We start from the raw sequence: 16,603 nt of genomic DNA on the forward strand, positions 1-16,603 counted from the left end.
AAGTCTTGAAATACTCATCAAAAAAGTGTAGAAATTAAATTGCCCGCCAATAATATTGGTGGGCAATTTTACTCATAAAAAATTAAGAGTAGTATTCATATTAAAAAGTTAGTTTAATATCCTGGGTTTTGTGGTAAACCATCAGGATTAGCATCTCTTTCTCTTTGAGGAATTGGCATAACCAGAAAATTATCATCATAATTTAATGTTCCCACAACACCTTGAAGACGTTTTATATCATGTAAAGCAAACCCTTCAAAAGCAAGTTCTCTTTTTCTTTCATCAATAATATCCTGCAGTGTGAGTGCAGCTAAAGGATCAGCATTTGACCTAGCTCTTAGTGCATTAATTTCGGCTAAAGGTGCCATACCAATAGTAGTTGTTAATCTAAAATTAGCTTCTGCTCTAATTAAATGCATTTCTGCAACACGTAAAAAAGGAATGTTTGCAAATTGAGATTGCCACTTGGTCGAAACAGTACCTCCATTATAGAAAAACTGGCCCCTAACATCATCCGGATCATCAAAAATTGTCATGAAAGAAGCGTTAACCGATATATCTGCACTATTTGATCTTCCTCCAAAAGCTCTTGTCGCCCAAAAAGTATTCATATCATTAACACCATCCTGACTTGTAACTTGCCATGCAAAAATATCTTCGGTAGAATTTCCGTCATTATTAAATGCTCCTGCATATGTACCTACAAGAGAATGACCACTATTCTGTAACACATCGTCTGCAGCATCTCTTGCAGCGGCATAATTTCCTTGTTGCAAATACACTCTTGCTAATAAGGCTTGAGCAGCATATTTATCAGCAAATTCACCATTACTATCCGGAAGTAAATTATAGGCTTGACCAAGATCGGATATAACCTGAGTATACCCTTCTTCTACAGTTTCTCTTTGAGGAAAAGTAACTTCGCTTGGATCCAAAACCGCTTTTAATACAATTGGAACTCCCAACTGTGTATTACCTCCACCAGCTGCATAGGTTTGTCCAAATAATCTGGTAAGATCAAAATAGGCTAGCCCTCTTAAAAACTTAGCTTCTCCCTCGACCCTGTTACGATCAGCATCTTCTTCAAAAACGCTTAGATTATCAAGTACTATATTTGCCTGATTACTTACCTCATATGCATTTAACCAATAATCTCTAACAAAAGTATTATCTGGCACCAATTGTTTTTCGATCAACTGTGCCGGTTGTTCAAAGGTTCCGTTCCAGGAAAGATCTCCATTATTTGCTAATAGTTCTGATGCCATATTTATTCTCCCACCATAAGACACTGTTTGTCCGGCTTCATCATAAATCCCTGTCAATATATTTTGTACATTAGCAGGATTAGAAGTTGCAACTTCAGGTAATAAACTTTGTTCTGGCTCTAACTCCAAATTATCTTCACAACCTATTATAAAAATGGCCAGTAAGAAATATGATAGGTGTAGTATATATTTTAATGTTTTCATAGTATATAGATTTAAAAATCAATATTTATTCCTAATGTGTATGTTTTGGCTGGTGGAGCAGAATAAAATGCTTCTCCAGCTTGCGCATCAGTATCAGCATTAAAATCAGCTGTAGATTCAGGATCATAACCATCGTAATCGGTAAAGGTTAATAAATTAAATCCTGAAAAATAGATTCTAACTCTGTTCATTTGGAATTTTCTTGTAATATCTCCAGGTATTGTATATCCAAGCGTTAAGTTTCTTAATCTTATGAAATCAGATTCTTGTAAATATCTTGTCGAAGCTTGTTGCCCATTGGTAGAAAATAATCTCGCCTGCGGAACATTAGTGATATCACCTGGTTGCTGCCATCTGTCTAACTGGTCAACAGTTTGGTTATCAAAAAACCTTGCATTTCCTGATTGAAATCTACCACCATTATTGTATATCGAAGCTCCCCATTCTCCCTGAAAAGTAAATGAAAAGTCAATTCCTTTGTATGAAACAGTATTAGTCATCCCTGCAGTAAAATCTGGAAATGGACTTCCTGCAATAATTCTATCAGCTTCATTAAAATTATTAGTTGTACTTCTATCAATTGAACCATCAGCGTTTACCGTGTTTCTAACGAACAAAGCATCTCCATTTGCAGGATCTGCTCCTGCAAATTCTACCACATAAAAAGAAGAAATAGACTCACCTTTTCTTACAATATTTCTACCAGCTATAATATCTCCACCAGGAAGCGCAATAACTTCATTATCATTTGTAGATAGATTAATTGAAGTGCTCCAGGTAAGATTTTGGGTAACAATATTCTTTGTATTTAACACAAATTCAAAACCTTTATTACGAAGTTCTCCAATATTTCTGGTAATAGTTGTAAAACCAGATGTACCCGGTACAGGTTCATCTAATAATAAATCTTCTGTGTCCTTTACATAATAATCAATCTCTCCAGATATCCTACCATTTAAAAAACCATAATCAAGCCCCAAATCTACCTGTGTGGTTCTTTCCCATTTAAGACTTGGGTTTCCTAGTTGAGTTGGTGCCAATCCAGCTCTTTGATTATAAGGAGACCCCTGAAACAGACTTAAACTTGCAAAGTTTCCGATTCCGGCATTACCGGTAACTCCCCAACTTCCTCTGATTTTGAATAGAGAGAGCACTTCTGAATTTTTAAGGAATTCTTCTTCTGAAACTATCCATCCTACTGATGCAGCAGGGAACCAACCAAATCTATTATCCTCTCCAAATCTTGAAGAACCATCATAACGAATACTAGCTTTAAACAGATACTTATCAGAGATTGCTAATGTGGCCCTACCAAAATAGGATAGAAAATTAAATCGTGTACGATTCGATCCTCCAGCTGTAATTTCTGCAGCACTATCTAATGTTTGCAAATCATCAGAAGGGAACCCTTGGCCCTGTGCAAATTGTAACCTTCTAACGCTATCTTCATAACTCATACCAACAGTACCTTCTACATCAAAAATATCGTTAAAAACCTGATTATAAGTAAAATAATTATTCAAATTATATTTTTCAGTCTGCACGGCATTAGCTGTACCAAAACCACCTACAGAAGCTGATTCTGTAAGACTTCCTGAAAAACGCTCTGCTACTTGAGATAAAAAATCATACCCGACTTCTGTTCTAAAATTTAATTCAGGAATTATTTGATATTGTAAATAAGTATTCGCCAACACTCTCCATACATTAGTTTTAAAACTACCGTTGAATTCTTGCATTAAGAAATTATAATATTCTGTACTTTCTGTGTTTGGAGTTGTCCCATCTGCCAAATAAGCTGGTGATAATGGTGTTTGTGCAATAGCTTGAAGCGGAGTTGCAAAAGCATTATCATTAGAAATCCTATCGATTACCGATTTTGATACTGTAGTATTTGTTCCCGCTTTAAATTTGCTTGATATATCATGATCCAGATTCGATCTAAACGAATATCGTTCTAACTGGTTTCCTCTTATAATACCATCTGTGTTATTATACGATGTAGAAATAAAGAATCGTGTTTTTTCTCCACCTCCTGATATAGATACTCCAAAATCCTGAATTGAACCATCTACCAAGGCCAATTCTTGCCAATCGGTATCCACCTCACCATTTCTCCAATCTAAACCATTTGCATAAAAATCAAATTGACCATCGATAAAAGCCTGTGAAAATCCATTATTTAAAGCGGATTCTGTCATTAACTCTACATATTGGTTAGCATTCAACCAATCTCTTGTATTGGTAGCTTCACTAATACCATACGATGAGTTTATAGAAACTTTAGTTTTCCCTCGTTTTCCTTGTTTCGTAGTAATAATAATAACTCCATTTGTACCTCTAGCTCCATAAATCGCAGCAGATGATGCATCCTTAAGAATATCAATAGATGCAATATCATTGGGATTTAAAGCGATTAATGGATTTATAGGTGAATCATTGATAGATTCATCATTGTTAGTAATAGGAATACCATCTATAACATAGAGCGGCTCCTGAGAAGAAGATATAGTCGAAATACCTCTTACCCGAACCTTGATACCCCCTTCAACCTTACCATTTATCTGCGTTACTTGTACACCTGCAGCTTTACCTGTTAATGCACTTTGAACACTTGGAGTTGGAATCTCGTTTATTTGATTCGCTGAAATAGAAGCAATATTAGCAGTAATCTTTCTTCTTGATTGTGTACCAAACCCAACCACAACTACTTCTTCTAAAGCACTAACATCTTCCTGCAGTACTACATTAATTTCATTTTGTCCCGATACAGTTACCTGCTGTGTAACAAAACCTAAATACGAATACACAAGTACTTCGCCTGTCTCGGCATTAATTGTGTATTGTCCGTCAAAATCTGTCTGTGTACCTGTAGATTTACCTTGTATCAAAATGTTAACCCCAGGTAATGGTAGCCCTCCTTCTCCCTGAACTATTCCAGAAATTTGTTGTTGAGCACACATCATGCCCGATATTAAAAAAGCGAGCATAAATAGTTTGTAATGATGTAACCTCATAAATAGAATTTTTAAAAAGATTAAACTTAAATAGTTAGTTTTATCATAAGAGGAAGAAAAGAATTATGTGTATGATTACGCTTACGCTTTTACGAATTCCAATAAAATTTCATAAAAAAATAACATATACTCAATCTATCTATTCTTTTATTTATGATATCATAAATATAAGCATTGTTTATTAACAATCCTTAATTTTTTAAAAAGACACTATGTATTAAAAGTGATTTAAATACCAAAACCAACCACCTAGATCACATTTTCAGTTTAAAAACCATGTTTTCTTACAAGTAAAAAATCAATATTTAATAAAATTTGAGAAATAATAAATCATCTGATCTAAAAAAATGCACAAAATGACAGATTTTAAAAAATAAACTCCACTGTTTAACTTTCTGAGAAAATATTCACGCCAACGATAGATATATTATTTTCTTTTTTTGATTCCAAATAATGAAATGATTTTGCAATATATACTGCTGTTTTTTTTAAACAAAGAGATCTATAATTAGGATAGAGAAAAGCGTACGTCTCAAAAGAAAAGAATTTATCTTTTGCCAAAGATACTTCACTATGCAACAAATCGCTTTAAATATTCTGAGGGAGTAATTTGGTTATACTTTTTAAATGATTTATTAAAAGTAACTTTGTTATTAAAGCCTACTTCATAGGCTACATCAATGATATTAAAACCTTTATATCTTTCTCCTTTTAAAATCTCTTTAGCCTCTTCTATTCGATATTTATTAATTAATTCGAAAAAATTAAGTCCAAAATGTTCATTTATAATCTGAGAAGTATTGTGTCTTGTAGTATCTAGCAATAGTGAAACTCCATGAAGTGTAATATCATTTTGCTTATAAATCTTGTCTTCTTTTAATAAATACAACAACTTCACCTTAAGTTCCAATGACAAACTGGCTGTTAGTCCCGATTTTTCGTATTTATTATTTTTATTTTTTGGTTCTCTTTCTTCTTCTTCCGATTTTACTATTCTTAGTTTTCCAAATAGTGAAGGTTGAACAAATGCAGAATAGCTAACATACAGCACCATACCTGCCAACGAGATTACCTGCATATTAAACAAAAATCCACTACCCAGATGCAATACATTTAAAAAACCGTATATAGCATATGACAATATATATATGCCACAAAATATCATAATATTCCGTTGCCAGTTGAGTAAATTTTTAGAAAAATAAAGCCCCTTTTTAACAGTCTGAATGTGAACCTTAACCATTAAAACTCCATAAATTAACAATGATAATAGCTTAGAAACCGAAATTAAAGTAAGATATGGCCTTTCATAATGGATTACCATTCTAAGTTTTTCTTCTGCAGGTAATAAATAAACAGGTAATAACAAAATTATCAGGAATACGGTAGGCACTAAATGTAATAGATCCAGAGGCTTTAATCTATAGTTTTGTGATGCTCTCTTAAAATAAAAATATATAATAGGGCCGTATAATAACCCAAACGTAGAAAACATAAACAATGTATGCGGCCAATAATATTCATAATTCATAAAATATAACCCCAAATGGGCCATAAAGCATGAATTAAGGAGTACAAAAATACTCATCAAAAAACTGGCTGTTTTATCCGTACCTCTACGAAAATTTAATACAATGGCTATAAAAAAACCTACAAAGGAAATATAAAAACAGAAGATAGCTAACCAACCAAATTGTTTTAAATACTTACCTGCGAGTTCCTTATGAAGTTCTGAGGTACTTATTTGATCAAAATTACTATGACTAACAAAGGTAACATCAAGAGTAGATTCAATATATTTTTCAATAAATTTACAAGCTAATTTTGGCTGGTCAATTTTAGCATAAGTGAATGCTAATTCTTTGAATATACCAGTAGAGTCTACTACTTTTTCTTTTACTATGGCTTGATCAGTCTCTGTAGCTACTACAAAATCTGTTCTATTAGAAAATGACAGCTTATAAGATTCCGCATCCTCATTTTTCTCACTTGTTTCAATAAAGAAACAATATCCCTTTGAAGGGATGGATAAAATAAGAATGAAAAACAAGCATGTTAATATTGTTTTTCTTTGAGTTAGCCTCACGATTGATTGATGATGAATTTAACGCCTAATTTACGATTTCTTTCTGTTAAAAAATTGTTACAGAAGAGAGTCCCGATAATATTTTACCAAAAAAACCAATGTTTATAGGCTTTCCGAGGTAATAAAAAATAATATAAAATAAGTAAAAACCATAAAACAGAGACACAAAAACAGTATTTTTAAATCTATTTTTTATAAAAAACTCAGCTATTATTATGTTTCAAAATATAAAATAAGAAAATTTAATCAGAATATGAGATTAGATGATTTTTAAATCGACTATACGCAATAGTTATCGCTTTTTTGCTTCTTCCCAAAAAACATCCATTTCGTCAAGTGTCATATCCTCAAGGCTTTTATTATTTTCTTTTGCTTTTGACTCCAGATACTGAAACCGTTTTATAAACTTTTTATTAGTACGCTCTAACGAATCTTCTGGGTTTACCTTAAGAAAACGGGCATAATTAATCATAGAAAAAAGAACATCTCCAAATTCTGATTCTATTTTATCCTGATCCTGTACTTCGATTTCGTGTTGTAATTCGTCAAGTTCTTCTTTAAGCTTATCAAATACCTGGTAAGGTTCTTCCCAGTCAAACCCTACTCCAGCTACTTTATCCTGAATCCTACTTGCCTTTACCATTGCTGGTAAAGATTGAGGAACTCCTTCGAGAACGCTATTTTTTCCTTCTTTAAGTTTTAAATTTTCCCAATTACGTTTTACATCTTCTTCATCGATAACGGTAACATCTCCATAAATATGAGGGTGTCTATGAATTAGTTTTTCACAAATCTCATTAGCAACATCTGCAATATCAAAAGCTTTTGTCTCACTACCGATTTTAGCATAAAAAATGATATGCAATAATAAATCACCAAGCTCTTTTTTCACTTCTTCAAGGTCATTATCCAGAATTGCATCACCCAGCTCATATGTCTCTTCTATAGTTAAATGCCTCAAAGACTGAAGCGTTTGTTTTTTATCCCATGGGCATTGCTCTCGAAGCTCATCCATGATAGTTAGCAATCTGTCAAAAGCCTGAAGTTGATCTTCTCTTGAGTTCATTTATGTTTTTATTTCAAAAGTAATGTTTTATCAAAAATTAGGTTTAGTTTTAATATATTATAATTTTACCTCTCTAAAAAACGTATCTTAATGACACGAATGTCCCAAAAAAAAATTCTTTTCGCTTGTATACCTGCAGACGGTCATTTTAATCCTATGACAGCTATAGCTATTCATCTAAAAACAAAAGGGTATGATGTAAGATGGTATACTGGGGAGGGTTATAAAAACACACTACACAGAATAGGGATACCTTATTTACCGTTCCAAAATGCGCAGGAGCTTAAAATTGAGGAGATAGATAAAATGTATCCAGATCGAAAAATGCTAAAAGGAATCGCACATATTAAGTTCGATATTATTAATCTGTTTATTAATAGAATGAAAGGGTACTATGAAGATATCGCAGAGATACATCAAGTTTTTCCGTTTGATATTTTGGTATGTGACAACACTTTTCCCGGGTCTATTGTTAAGAAAAAACTTAATATCCCAATTGCTAGTATAGGAGTTGTGCCTTTAGCACTTTCTGCACCTGATCTTCCATTATACGGCATTGGTCATCAGCCTGCCACAACTTTTTTCGGTAAGAGAAAACAGAACTTTATAAAACTAATGGCAGATAAACTCATTTTTGATGAAACAAAAGTAGTATATAATCAATTATTACGCTCATTGGATTTATCCGAAGAAGAAAATCTAACTATTTTTGATGTAGCTCCATTACAATCGGATGTTTTTTTGCAAAACGGAATTCCTGAGATCGATTATCCAAGGTATAGTCTTCCCGAATCCATAAAATACGTTGGAGCACTACAAGTACAGACCAACAATAACAACAATCAAAAGTTAAAAAAGGACTGGAGTGCTATTTTAGATACGTCAAAAAAAATCATATTAGTATCTCAGGGAACCGTAGAAAAAAATCTTGACAAGCTTATTATTCCTTCTTTAGAAGCTTTTAAAGACTCAGATTACATAGTACTGGTAGCTACTGGTTATACCGACACTAAAGGTTTACAAAAACGATACCCTCAGCAGCATTTTTATATCGAAGATTTCATAGCCTATGATGCTGTAATGCCACATATAGATGTCTTTATCATGAATGGAGGATATGGCAGTGCTTTACTAAGTATTAAACACGGTGTACCAATGATTACCGCTGGGGTTAACGAAGGTAAAAATGAAATCTGTTCCCGAATGGATTATTCTGGAGTCGGTATTGATCTAAAAACAGAAAAACCACGAGCAGTCACAATACAAAATGCAACTGAAAGAATATTAGGTACAGATAAATATTTAGACACTATACAGAAAATACAACAGCGTATGAATTCTTATAACACATTAGATATCTGCGAACAACATATCTCCCGTCTTATTTCAGAATAAAAAAGGCTTTTATAATGTAATATTGTTCATTTTATGGTGTACAATATCAAACTCTCTGATCATGTCTTCTAGTATTGTGGCTACAGGTTTAATATCATGAATTAATCCTGATACTTGTCCAATCTCTAATTCTCCTTCGGTAAGATCTCCTTCAAACATACCTCGTTTTGCTCTGGCACGCCCTAACAATGTTTTTAACTCATCTACCGAAGGTGCAGTAGCATATAACGCTGCTACATCTTGATAAAATTTATTTTTAAGCATTCTAACCGGTGCTAGCTCTTTTAGAGTAAGCTGCGTATCGCCTTCTTTTGCTTCAACCACCATATTTTTAAAATCGATATGTGAAGATGCTTCGTCACTTGCTACAAAACGGCTTCCTACCTGAACTCCATCTGCTCCCAACGCCATAACGGCATACATAGCTGCTCCTGTAGCAATACCTCCTGCTGCAATTAAAGGAATATTTATCTTTTCTTTTACCATAGGAATCAATGCTAATGTAGTTGTCTCATCTCTTCCATTATGCCCTCCTGCTTCAAATCCTTCTGCCACCACAGCATCAACACCCGCATCCTGCGCTTTTAAAGCAAACTTAAGACTACTTACTACATGCACTACCGTAATTCCTTTTTCTTTAAGATATGATGTATATGTTTTTGGGTTTCCGGCAGAGGTAAATACTATTTTCACGCCCTCCTCGATGATGATTTGTATAATCTCATCCAAATTGGGATATAACATTGGAATATTAACTCCAAAAGGCTTACTGGTTGCTTTTTTACATTTTTGAATATGATCTCTAAGCACATCCGGATACATAGACCCCGATCCTATAAGTCCTAATCCTCCTGAGTTACTTACTGCGCTTGCTAACCTCCAACCACTTGCCCATATCATCCCTCCTTGAATTATAGGGTATTGAATATTAAATAGTTCTTTAATTTTATTCATACTATATAAATATGTGTAATTTAATTCTTATGAAATCACTCCTGACCCAACTAATTCGTCTTCGATATACCAAGCTACAAATTGACCCTCGGTTATTGCACTTTGATCATTTTCAAAAACAACATACACTCCAGAATCAACCATATATAGTGTAGCTTTCTCTAACGGTTGTCTATAACGAATTCTCGCCATCACTTCCAACTCTTCATCCACCACAAGCTTAAGATCGTCTCTCACCCAATGTAATTCTTCTCTAGCTATAAATAAAGCTTTCCTATATAGCCCAGGATGTCTTTTTCCCTGACCAGTATAAATAGTGTTTGTATTTACATCTGTTTCTATTACAAAAAGAGGTTCTGGTGTACCACCAACAGCCAAACCTTTACGTTGCCCTTTAGTATAATAATGTGCTCCCTGATGCTTTCCTACCACCTTACCTTCATTAATATCATAAGAGTATTTATTAGATAAAAATTCTAATTCGTCTCTTTTGGAAGCAAATTGTGGGCGTTCTCGCTGATATTTTTTTTCTGAAGGAGATATTTCAATAATATTTCCTTGTTTTGGTTGTAATTTTTGCTGAAGAAATTCTGGCAACCTAACTTTTCCAATAAAGCATAACCCCTGAGAATCTTTTTTATTTGCGGTTACTAAATCTTGTGCTTTGGCAATATCTCTAACTTCGGGTTTCAGCAATTCACCTACAGGGAAAAGCGTTTTTGCCAGTTGCTCCTGAGATAGTTGACATAGAAAATAGGATTGATCTTTATTAGGATCTTTCCCTTCCAATAATCGATGTACTTCTTTACCATCTTTTATAACAGTATCCTTTCTACAATAATGACCTGTAGCCACATAATCTGCTCCAAGAGATAATGCTATTTTTAGGAAAACATCAAATTTAATTTCACGATTACATAATACATCCGGATTAGGTGTACGTCCTTTTTCATATTCATTGAACATATAATCAACTATACGTTCTTTATACTCTTCACTTAGATCAACAGTCTGAAATGGAATTCCTAATTTTTCTGCTACTAGCAATGCATCATTACTATCATCTAGCCAAGGACATTCATCAGATACTGTGACCGAGTCATCATGCCAGTTTTTCATAAACAAGCCAATAACTTCATACCCCTGCTCTTTAAGCAAATATGCTGCTACACTAGAATCAACTCCTCCTGATAATCCTACGATTACTCTCTTCATCAAAAATGCTTTATTTAATCGTTTAAAATTTTATGCAAAAGTAATAAATAAAAAAAGCAATGCTAGCGCAATGCTTTATGGTTTTATCTATACCAGTATTTTATATATCAATCTTAAAATCCTCTTTTTTGAACCGGAAATAATTTTTGTTCAGAGAGCTTTCCATCTTTATAGTAGTTCCAGATACCATCTTTACGACCTCTTTTATAACTCCCTTCGATGATCAACACTCCACTTATATCATAATACTTAGTAACTCCGTGTAATTGGTCATTTTCATAGGTAAATTCCTTTATTATCACACCCGTATCAGAATACATAGTCCTCTTTCCGTTTTGTTTACCATCGATATATGAAGCTTTCTCGGTTAACTGGCCATTTTCGAAATAAGTAAGCTGTTCTCCATTTAATTTTCCAGATTGGTATTGTTCGGTCATCATGATCTTATCAGATTCATTATGGTAATATTTCCATAACCCTATATGATCTTTACCAATCATCTGGCCCAGACTTATTACTTTTCCTTTTTGGGTAAAATATTTCACATTAACAGTATCATTATTTTTTGAAAACGTTTTAATTGCTGTAGGAAATTCTCCATTAATAGGTTTGTAAAATTTAAACTCCCCTATTTCTTTCCCGTGATCAAAAGTTCCTTCATAACGAAGCTGATCACTATCTTTATATTTTTTCTGCCATTTACCATGTCGCTTACCATTAGCATCATAGCCATTATATTTTTGACCTAAAGCGGAGAAACATATAAGAAAAGATAAACTACAAAATAAAAATATACTTCGCATAACTACTATTTAATTTGGGACATTATTTCAACGAACCTAATCTCCAAAAAGTATACCAATATTATAAAATCAAATTCAAAAAACGAAGTTTAAAGCACAAAAAAGCCCCTAAAAAAAGGAGCTTTTCTAAAATGTATAAGCAATAAGGTTATTTCTTTTGCCCTTTTTGCTGTTCCGCCTGCTCCATTAATTCTTTCATTTTTTTCTGGAACTTACCTTGCTTCTTAGGTTTCTTCTTGTTTTCTTGAATTTTGGCATGGATCTTATCTTCATCAATAATTACGTTTTTAATAACTAACATAATTCCGATAGTAATCAAGTTAGAAATAAAATAATACAATGATAATCCACTTGCATAGTTATTAAAGAAAAATAACATCATTAACGGGGATAAATACATAATAAATTTCATGTTAGGCATCCCTGGTTGTTGCGTTTGCATGGTTTGCCCTGTAGTCATCATCATGTAGATAAATATAGCTACCGATGCCAGTATAGGAAACAAACTAATATGATCTCCATAAAAAGGAATCGTAAATGGCAGCTCTGCTATAGTATCATAACTAGATAAATCATCTGCCCATAAGAAACTTTTTTGTCGTAATTGAAATGCACTTGGAAAGAAGTTAAACAAGGCATAAAAAACAGGAATCTGCATTACTGCCGGCAAACAACCACTCATAGGATTAACACCTGCCTTACCATAAAGAGCCATTGTTTCTTGCTGCTTCTTCATTGCATTATCCTTATGCTTCTCATTAATCTCTGTAATCTCTGGGCGTAAAACTTTCATTTTAGCCTGCGACAAGTATGACTTATATGTAACTGGAGATAAGATGATACGTACAATTATAGTCATTACCACAATTGCAATACCATAAGGAAGAAATCCACTTAAAAATCCAAAAAACGGAATAAATAAATATTTATTTATTATTCCGAAAATACCCCAACCCAGAGGCACTATTTCATCAAGGTTACGGTCATAAGTATTTAAAATTCTATAATCGGTAGGACCATAATACCAATCCATGGTATAATTAAGTTCTCCTCCTTGCAACTCTAAAGGAATAGAGGCCGAAAACTCTTTGGTCACTTTTATATCTTTATCATCCAACTCACTTGAGTTAGCTATATTCTTAGAGGTAAAAGATGCTTTTTTGAACGGAGTATCTGTTAGAAGTACAGAGGTAAAGAAATGTTGTTTAAAAGCTATCCAACTCACATCTTGCTCTTCGTCATCTGCAAACTCTCCTTGCCCTAAATAATCATCTTTATCACCATCATATTCGTATGAAACCTCGGTATATCGATTTTCATATGCTGCACTTTTTGCATGTCTTATTCCTTGCAGTTGCCAATCTAGGTTTACTGTCTGACCACTATTAATTACTTGTTGCAACCCTTGAGATCGAATAGTAAAATCGACCATATACTCATTTGGTTTCAATTCGTATCGATACTCTAGAAATTTGGTATTAGAAACCTTAAGTTTCATAGACAGAACTGTATTCTCTCCATTTTTGGATACCGAAGGTTCAAAAAATAAATCTTTTGTATTTAAAATTCTATTGTCTGTGGTTCCAAAATTAATATTGAAAGAAGCATTCTTCCCATCTTTAATCAAATATACCGGAACAGAATCATAGGTTTTAAAGTTTTTTAACAATGCTTCCGAGATATATCCTCCTCTATTATTAACCTTAAGACTTAAAACCTCATTTTCGACCTTTGTAAATTCATCTTTGGCCGAAGGCAAGCTAGCAGAGTATGAAAATGCACCCAATTGTGATTTTGCATTAGATAATGCAACAGAATCCTGAGGGTTTGCTACGATAGCTTCGCTTTCCTTTACAAAATCTGTAGTTTTTTCCTTGTCTGTTTTTTTCTCAGACTCTAGTTCTTCTTTTTTAGCTTTTTCTGCCTCAATTTCTTCAGGAGTTGGTTGATTTAGATAGAACATCCAAACGATGATTCCAAAAATAAGTGCAAATCCAATTATCGAATTAAGATCAAATTTCTTTTCTTCCATGTATTGATGTATAAAAAGCCTTTATCTGATGACTCAGAAAGGCTTTTAAAATTATATATATATTGTTATTCGTTGTCAATTATCTAGCCAATTACAATCCTTGTGACACTTTGGCACTCTTATCCTTTTTTGAATATTCAACAGCTGCTCTTATAAAAGCAATAAACAAAGGGTGCGGATTTGCAACTGTACTCTTATATTCTGGATGATATTGAACCCCTACAAACCATGGATGATCTGGGATTTCTACAATTTCTACCAATCCTGTTTTTGGGTTAATTCCTGTAGTCCTAAGTCCTGCTTTTTCTAATTGCTCTTTGTAATTGTTGTTATACTCATATCTATGACGATGACGTTCTGCTATCATTGATTTCCCATATGCTTCTAACACTTTACTGTTCTCCATCAATTCACAATCCCAAGAACCTAATCGCATAGTACCTCCCATATCCGTAATACTCTTCTGCTCTTCCATAATATCAATTACAGGATGTGGTGTATTTTTATCTACTTCTACAGAAGAAGCTTCTTTTATTCCTAAAACATTACGAGAGTACTCAATAACCGCCATTTGCATCCCTAAACAAATTCCGAAAAACGGAAGTTTGTTTTCTCTTGCATATTGTACTGCTTTTATTTTTCCTTCTGTCCCACGTTCTCCAAATCCAGGAGCTACTAAAATCCCATCTAAATGAGCTATTTTATTTTCTATTGTATCCTTAGTAATATATTCTGAATGTATACTTACTACATTTACTTTTACTTCATTCTCTGCTCCTGCATGAATAAAAGATTCTAAAATTGATTTATAAGAATCTTGTAATTCTACATATTTACCTATAAGCCCTATAGTGACCTGGCATTTTGGGTTTTTATGTCTTTGTAAAAAATCATTCCATTTCTCCAAATTAGGTTCGTCGTCATCCTGAAGAAGTAGTTGCTTAAGTACTACTTTATCCAAGCCTTCTTCTAACATCAAATTAGGTACATCATAGATTGTTGACGCATCGATAGATTCTATTACTGCTTCTTGTCGAACATTACAGAAAAGTGCTAATTTTCTTCTTAAATCATCAGAAAGTTCATGCTCTGTTCTACATACCAGAATATCTGCTTTTATCCCACTTTCCATCAATGTTTTCACACTATGCTGGGTTGGTTTTGTCTTTAATTCTCCTGCTGCCGATAGATAAGGGATTAAGGTTAAATGAATAACCAAAGCATTAGCATCTCCAAGTTCCCATTTTAATTGACGTACAGCTTCTATATACGGTAAAGATTCTATATCACCAACGGTCCCCCCTATTTCGGTAATCACAATATCATAATTTCCACTTTTTCCCAGAATCTGAATTCTTTCTTTGATTTCATTGGTTATATGTGGAACGACCTGAACTGTTTTTCCTAAAAATTCTCCTCGTCTTTCCTTTTGGATAACACTTTGATATATTCTTCCTGTGGTTACATTATTGGCTTGAGAGGTTGGCGTATTCAAAAAACGCTCATAATGCCCTAAATCAAGATCAGTCTCTGCCCCATCATCGGTTACATAGCATTCACCATGCTCATATGGATTTAGTGTCCCCGGATCAACATTAATGTAAGGATCCAATTTCTGAATTGTAACCCTGTATCCTCTTGCCTGTAATAATTTTGCCAGAGAAGCTGCTATAATCCCTTTTCCTAAAGAAGAAGACACGCCTCCGGTTACAAAAACATATTTGGTATTAGCCATGTAAACTAAATATTTAGTAAGATTGTATTAAAATTTTGCGCAAAAATACAAAGAAGTCATCAAATCATACATCGAAAATCAATCAATATTATGTAACTTATCCATATTCCTTCAACAACTTAAAAATCTGAAAATGAATTCACAACATATATAAAAAATAAAATCCTGCCTCACGACAGGATTTTATCATAAAAAATTATGTTCTTATTCTTCTTCTTCAGTAACTTTCTCTTCTTCTGCTTCTGTAAAATCTGTTAATCCTTTAGATTGTAAAATATTATACCACTGAATTACCTTTTTCATATCGCTAGCATACACTCTATCTTCATCATAATCTGGTAACACTTCACTAAAATAGGCTTCTAATTTATCCTTAGATTCTTTGTGACTTATAGCTTTTTCGCCATTTTCCTTTTCGAAAATCTTTTTAAAGATCTCACGTAAAGGAACTTCTTCTGTAAATGTATAAATTGCAATTTCGCTAAGCACACTTACATTGTGTCTTATACTTACCGATAATCTTTTTCCATCTAATAAAGATTCTGCTAAAAATCCACTTCGAGTTTGTGTTTTTAACTCATATAAACCAGGTTTACCCGAAATTGCTAATATTTTATCTAAGCTCATATATTTTCATCTATTTATGATATATTCTTTTTAAAGATCAGACCTGTAATAATACAGATCGATAAGGAGTTTACATATAAATCATTTCTACTACTATAGAAGTTCTTAAAATATGTTTATCTCTCCTTAGGGTTGGCAAATATCAGTAGTTCGTTTTAAAAAATCAAACATTTAACCAACATAAATATTTAAAAGTAGAATGCA

11 protein-coding genes are annotated in these 16,603 nt (G+C 33.2%); 1 reads left to right on the plus strand and 10 read right to left on the minus strand.

The window, feature by feature from the left end; translation table 11 throughout:
• Window positions 1-113: 113 nt before the first annotated feature.
• The 4 genes from AAFU52_RS00285 to mazG form a co-directional block, all read right to left on the minus strand.
• A complete protein-coding gene (locus AAFU52_RS00285; protein ID WP_438424591.1) occupies window positions 114-1,469 on the minus strand; it encodes a RagB/SusD family nutrient uptake outer membrane protein in 1,356 nt (451 codons plus the stop codon).
• Between the two features lie 11 nt (window positions 1,470-1,480).
• On the minus strand, window positions 1,481-4,486 hold the full coding sequence (locus tag AAFU52_RS00290; RefSeq protein WP_438424593.1) for a SusC/RagA family TonB-linked outer membrane protein: 3,006 nt from the start codon (window positions 4,484-4,486) through the stop codon (window positions 1,481-1,483).
• Between the two features lie 571 nt (window positions 4,487-5,057).
• Window positions 5,058-6,536 (minus strand): helix-turn-helix domain-containing protein, encoded by a 1,479-nt coding sequence (locus AAFU52_RS00295; RefSeq protein WP_438424597.1) that lies wholly within the window; start codon window positions 6,534-6,536, stop codon window positions 5,058-5,060.
• A gap of 328 nt (window positions 6,537-6,864) precedes the next feature.
• Entirely contained in the window at window positions 6,865-7,638 is a 774-nt protein-coding gene (gene mazG / locus AAFU52_RS00300; RefSeq protein WP_438424598.1) for a nucleoside triphosphate pyrophosphohydrolase, read from the minus strand.
• 90 nt (window positions 7,639-7,728) lie between these two features.
• On the opposite strand from mazG, the gene AAFU52_RS00305 reads away from it, so the two are divergent.
• Window positions 7,729-9,033: a glycosyltransferase gene (locus AAFU52_RS00305; RefSeq protein WP_438424600.1), complete on the plus strand. Its 1,305-nt coding sequence runs from the start codon at window positions 7,729-7,731 to the stop codon at window positions 9,031-9,033.
• A 9-nt stretch (window positions 9,034-9,042) separates the two neighbouring features.
• Here AAFU52_RS00305 and AAFU52_RS00310 read toward each other — a convergent pair whose 3' ends face one another.
• The 6 genes from AAFU52_RS00310 to AAFU52_RS00335 all read right to left on the minus strand — a co-directional run bounded on the left by AAFU52_RS00310 (window position 9,043) and on the right by AAFU52_RS00335 (window position 16,399).
• Window positions 9,043-9,987 (minus strand): NAD(P)H-dependent flavin oxidoreductase, encoded by a 945-nt coding sequence (locus AAFU52_RS00310; RefSeq protein ID WP_024771219.1) that lies wholly within the window; start codon window positions 9,985-9,987, stop codon window positions 9,043-9,045.
• Window positions 9,988-10,014: 27 nt separating this feature from the next.
• The gene (mnmA, locus tag AAFU52_RS00315; RefSeq protein WP_024771220.1) at window positions 10,015-11,202 is read right to left on the minus strand and encodes a tRNA 2-thiouridine(34) synthase MnmA; all 1,188 of its coding nucleotides are present in this window, start codon (window positions 11,200-11,202) and stop codon (window positions 10,015-10,017) included.
• 113 nt (window positions 11,203-11,315) lie between these two features.
• A complete protein-coding gene (locus tag AAFU52_RS00320) occupies window positions 11,316-12,005 on the minus strand; it encodes a toxin-antitoxin system YwqK family antitoxin (RefSeq protein ID WP_438424603.1) in 690 nt (229 codons plus the stop codon).
• Between the two features lie 148 nt (window positions 12,006-12,153).
• Entirely contained in the window at window positions 12,154-14,037 is a 1,884-nt protein-coding gene (yidC, locus tag AAFU52_RS00325; protein WP_024771222.1) for a membrane protein insertase YidC, read from the minus strand.
• Window positions 14,038-14,128: 91 nt separating this feature from the next.
• Window positions 14,129-15,772, minus strand: a complete 1,644-nt coding sequence (locus tag AAFU52_RS00330; RefSeq protein WP_438424605.1) for a CTP synthase — start codon at window positions 15,770-15,772, stop codon at window positions 14,129-14,131.
• A gap of 204 nt (window positions 15,773-15,976) precedes the next feature.
• Window positions 15,977-16,399 (minus strand): DUF5606 family protein, encoded by a 423-nt coding sequence (locus AAFU52_RS00335; protein ID WP_024771224.1) that lies wholly within the window; start codon window positions 16,397-16,399, stop codon window positions 15,977-15,979.
• Window positions 16,400-16,603: the final 204 nt, after the last annotated feature.

Origin of the sequence: Aquimarina macrocephali (genome assembly GCF_051627225.1) — a bacterium.
GTDB classification, from domain to species: Bacteria; Bacteroidota; Bacteroidia; order Flavobacteriales; family Flavobacteriaceae; genus Aquimarina; species Aquimarina macrocephali.

Bases quoted from the DNA above. Each gene is read 5' to 3' on its own strand.
- AAFU52_RS00285 (WP_438424591.1), bottom strand. From the start codon at position 1,469: ATGAAAACATTAAAATATATACTACACCTATCATATTTCTTACTGGCC.
- AAFU52_RS00290 (WP_438424593.1), bottom strand. From the start codon at position 4,486: ATGAGGTTACATCATTACAAACTATTTATGCTCGCTTTTTTAATATCG.
- mazG (WP_438424598.1), bottom strand. From the start codon at position 7,638: ATGAACTCAAGAGAAGATCAACTTCAGGCTTTTGACAGATTGCTAACT.
- AAFU52_RS00305 (WP_438424600.1), top strand. From the start codon at position 7,729: ATGACACGAATGTCCCAAAAAAAAATTCTTTTCGCTTGTATACCTGCA.
- AAFU52_RS00310 (WP_024771219.1), bottom strand. From the start codon at position 9,987: ATGAATAAAATTAAAGAACTATTTAATATTCAATACCCTATAATTCAA.
- mnmA (WP_024771220.1), bottom strand. From the start codon at position 11,202: ATGAAGAGAGTAATCGTAGGATTATCAGGAGGAGTTGATTCTAGTGTA.
- AAFU52_RS00320 (WP_438424603.1), bottom strand. From the start codon at position 12,005: ATGCGAAGTATATTTTTATTTTGTAGTTTATCTTTTCTTATATGTTTC.
- yidC (WP_024771222.1), bottom strand. From the start codon at position 14,037: ATGGAAGAAAAGAAATTTGATCTTAATTCGATAATTGGATTTGCACTT.
- AAFU52_RS00330 (WP_438424605.1), bottom strand. From the start codon at position 15,772: ATGGCTAATACCAAATATGTTTTTGTAACCGGAGGCGTGTCTTCTTCT.
- AAFU52_RS00335 (WP_024771224.1), bottom strand. From the start codon at position 16,399: ATGAGCTTAGATAAAATATTAGCAATTTCGGGTAAACCTGGTTTATAT.